2 protein-coding genes and 1 pseudogene are annotated in these 3,722 nt (G+C 76.2%); all 3 read right to left on the minus strand.

What is annotated here, in order from left to right:
• Positions 1-141: 141 nt before the first annotated feature.
• Positions 142-285 carry a hypothetical protein gene (locus tag ACFVIM_RS33855; RefSeq protein ID WP_384309846.1) on the minus strand — a complete coding sequence of 48 codons (144 nt, stop codon included), beginning with the start codon at positions 283-285 and terminating at the stop codon, positions 142-144.
• An 88-nt stretch (positions 286-373) separates the two neighbouring features.
• On the minus strand, positions 374-3,286 hold the full coding sequence (locus ACFVIM_RS33860) for a lantibiotic dehydratase (RefSeq protein WP_384309848.1): 2,913 nt from the start codon (positions 3,284-3,286) through the stop codon (positions 374-376).
• Between the two features lie 6 nt (positions 3,287-3,292).
• Positions 3,293-3,722: pseudogene (locus ACFVIM_RS33865) on the minus strand (hypothetical protein); the annotation flags it as partial.

Consider the following 3,722-nt stretch of genomic DNA (forward strand, 5'->3'; position numbering starts at 1 on the left):
TCATCTCGATGGAGGGCATGGCCTTCCCCTTTCCTGTTCGATGTGACTCGGTGTCGGGTGATGCCCACCCCGACCGGCCGCAGGACCGCCCGGGGAGGTCTGAGGGGTTCGGCCGCGCGAGGCGGCCACCGCCGTCTGTGCTCAGCAGATGCCGAGGATGGAACAGAGGAGCAGGGTGCAGACGCCGATGGTGTCCGCGCCCGCGGCGGGCAGCTCGGTGTCCGTGATCCTGGTCTCCAGGTCGGTGATCAGGTTGTCCAGCTCGTTCATCTCGATGGAGGGCATGGCCTTCCCCTTTCCTGTTCGATGTGACTCGGTGTCGGGTGATGCCCACCCCGACCGGCCGCAGGACCGCCCGGGGGGGGTCACGGGCTCAGCCGCGCAAGGCGGCCACCGCCACGTCCACGAGGGCGTCGAAGGTGTCGGTGTCATGGCCGAGGGGTGTTCTGAGCAGCAACTGGGCGGCGATGGTGTTCCCGTCGCCGGGGTGCGCGCGGTCGCGCAGGACGTGGTCACCGGGGGCGGGCAGCGCCTCCTCGACCAGCAGGTCCGCCGTGCTGTCCTGGGCACGGAGGCGGTCGAGGACACGGAGGGTGGGCAGGGCGTTGAAGTCCACCGGGGTCTGCGGGGTGTCCGTACGCGTCCGTACGAAGGCGAAGCGGGGCAGCCCGGCGGCGTCCCGCAGGGCGGCCAGCCGCAGGACCTTGTCACGGTCGGAGCGCGGTTCGGCGCCGGTGCCGCTCCACCGGGGGTCCCACAGCTCCGGACCGGGAACGCGGTGGGCGGCCGGGCTGACGACGAGCCGTCCCCCGACGGTCAGTCGTGGCACACGGCGGGCCTGGGGGAAGGCTCCGGCGAGGCCGTCCAGGCGCAGGATGTCGCCCGTGCCGGGGTGGTGGGCGGCCATCAGGACCCGCAGCAGGAGGTCATAGGGGGGCATGGGGGTGCGGGTGGCGTGGTGGACGGGGACGATGCGCCCGCCGTCGGCCTCGGCGATGATCCGGGTGCCGTCGCGGCGCAGGGTGATGCGGTCGAGGGGGAGGTACCGGGCGGCGCCGGGCGCGATGGCACCGAAGTACGGTGCCGGGTCCGGGTCGCCGGTCCACCAGGAGGTGAGCCGGGGGCGGCGGACCGCGTTGGCGGCGCGCTCGGCCAGTGGGGGGATGAGCAGTTCGACGAAGCGGACGTCGGCGGCGCGTTCGACGGCGGCGAGGAAGGCGCGGTGGCGCTCGGTGCCGTCGTAACCACCGCCGAGGGTGTCGAGGGTGTCGGCGAACCGCGCGTCCAGCACCCCGGCGGCCGACGCCGTCTCCAGGACGGCCAGCGGTCCGTCCCCGGCGAGCGGCCGCACCAGGCAGTCCACCGGCCAGCTGGGCATCGACTCCCGCGCGGTGGGCGCGCCCACCGCGTCGAGCAGGGCGTCGTCGATGTCCCCCGACTCATCGCCGAGCCGGGCGCCGAGGAGCTCCAGCAGCCGGGCGTAGCCGGACCCGGGGGTCCGCGCGGGATGCCATCCCTCGTACACGGGTTTGATCCGTACGGAGAGCGGCCGTCCGTCGGGCCCCTGGGCCAGGGGCTGTTCGAGGAACGCGAGGAAGTCGCGGAGCGGGCGCGGCCGTTCGTCGATGCCCCGGAGCGGTGCGTACGGGTGGGGGGTGGCCTCGTTCAGGGGGTTCACGGGTTCCGCGTGGTCGGCGCGGCGGAGCGCGGCGAGCCGGGCGGCGGTGCGCACCCCGGCGTGGACCGCCGTCACGGCGGCGGCGGGGAGGGTGAGGGGATGCCGGTCGCCGCCCTCGGCCCGGCGGTAGGAGTCGAGGAACCAGTCGTCGGGGACCCCGGCCGCCCGGGCCGCCCCGCCCGGCTCGCCCAGCCAGGGGGAGGGGTGGGGCAGTGGCCCGCCGGGAGCGCTCCAGCCGCCGTGGATCCGGCGGGGCGGGGCGCAGACCTCCAGCACACCGAGGCGGTGGAGATGGGCGAGGAAGCCCCGGAGGGCCCGCCGTGCGGCGTCCGCGCGTTCCCCGGTCGCCCCGGCGAGCAGTTCGGTCTCGATCTCACCGACGGGCCTGGGTCCGGCGGCGAGCCGGGCGAGGACGGCGTCCAGCGGGCGGGTCCGCGCCAGGGTGATCTGGCGGAGCCGCCCGGGGTGGGCCGGGTCGACGACGCCACAGCGGAGCTGTCCGGCGCCGTCGTCCGCCGGGGACGGTGCTCCCGTGCTCGCCTCGGCCGTGCCGAAGTGGAGCGGTACGGGGGCGATGAGCGTGCCGGGACCGGCGTCCGTCAGATCCAGGGCACCGGAGCGGGCCCGGAGCACATGGACGTTCTGGGAGACCTCGGCCGCCATGGCGGTGAGGGTGGCGCCGGGGGTGAGCAGCCGGGCGGCGGAGGTCGGGGGCCTCGGGGCTCCGTTGCGCCGGGGGCCGGGGGCTGAGGGGTGCGGGGGGTGCGGGGGGTTCACCGCGCGGTCGGGGTGCCGGGGTCCGGAGCGGGACGGGGAGGAGGCCGGCGACGGGAACGGGGAGGAGGCGGAACGGGCCTCGGGGCAGGGGCTGTCCGGACCGTCCGCCGCCGCCCCCACGGCCACGATCGGCACGGGGACGATCTGGCCCACCCAGTCACGCGGGGTGGTCTTGACCGCGGCCCGTGCCAGCGCGCGCCACAGGAAGGCACTGTTCTTACGGAGACGATTGCTCGACCAGGACGCGCCGTGCGCCAGCCGGCGTTCCACCGTCTCGGTCAGCTCCGGGGCGGTGCTGTCGAGGAAGACCCGCATGACGGGGTGGGCGCGCACGGTCTCCCAGCAGAGCGCGCCGACCCGCGCCCACTCCTCGTCCGTGGCACGGTCGAGCGCGGCGAACTCCTCGGTGAGACGGCCGTCGGACTCCCGTAGCTCCCGGGCCTCCTGACACACGGCCACCGGAACCCCGTCAGCCGCCTCCAGCAGCAGACAGTCCGCGTCGCCGGGGGCCGCGCCGGAGTGGAGCCGCCTGCGCAGCGCGAGCACGGCCTGGCGGTGGGGGGTGCTCAGCGCGGGGTGGGGGACGACGCTCGTACCGAGCAGATCGGCCAGCAGCCGGGCCCGGTCGGCGAGACACCGGCGCGCCCGGAGATGGGCGGTGGCCCGTGCGAAGAGCGCGGGGCTCCCCGCGGCGGCCCACGCGGCCGAGGGCATGCCCGCCGCTCTGAGCAGGGCGGTTCCATACGGGGTCGGTGGGGCCGCCGTCCGGGGCCGTTCGCCCTCCGGCTCGGCGCCGGATGCCCCGGCCCGCTCGATCTGGGTCTCCGTCATGGGGGCTCACCTCACCACCGGCTGGTCGGGGCGAGCGGACGGTGCGCCACCCGGCGGGGGCGGGAGCGGGGGTGGGTGGCCCGGCTCCCCGGAGGACGCGGAGCGGGCCTGGGGACCGGCGGGGCCGACGCCCTCGCTCACCAGGGCCTCCGTCAGCAGTTTCTGGAGCGCCGCCGTGAAGCGTCCCCGGTTCCAGTGGAAGATCACGCAGTACGCGGCGGCCCGGCGCGGTCCGAGCCGGTCGGTGTCACCGGCCGCGAAGAAGCCCGAGCGCCAGTGGCGCGCCGCCTGGCGCACGGCGTCGCGATGGGAGTCGACGGAGGAGCGCAGCGGCTCGGGCAGATCCGCGGTCAGCCGGTCCCGGTCCAGCCGCCAGAACCGCTGGATCCCGTCGACCGCGCGGGGCCGGCCCCGGGGGCGGGGCCCGTGAACCGGG

It is taken from the genome of Streptomyces sp. NPDC057638 (assembly GCF_042800315.1).
GTDB lineage: Bacteria > Actinomycetota > Actinomycetes > Streptomycetales > Streptomycetaceae > Streptomyces.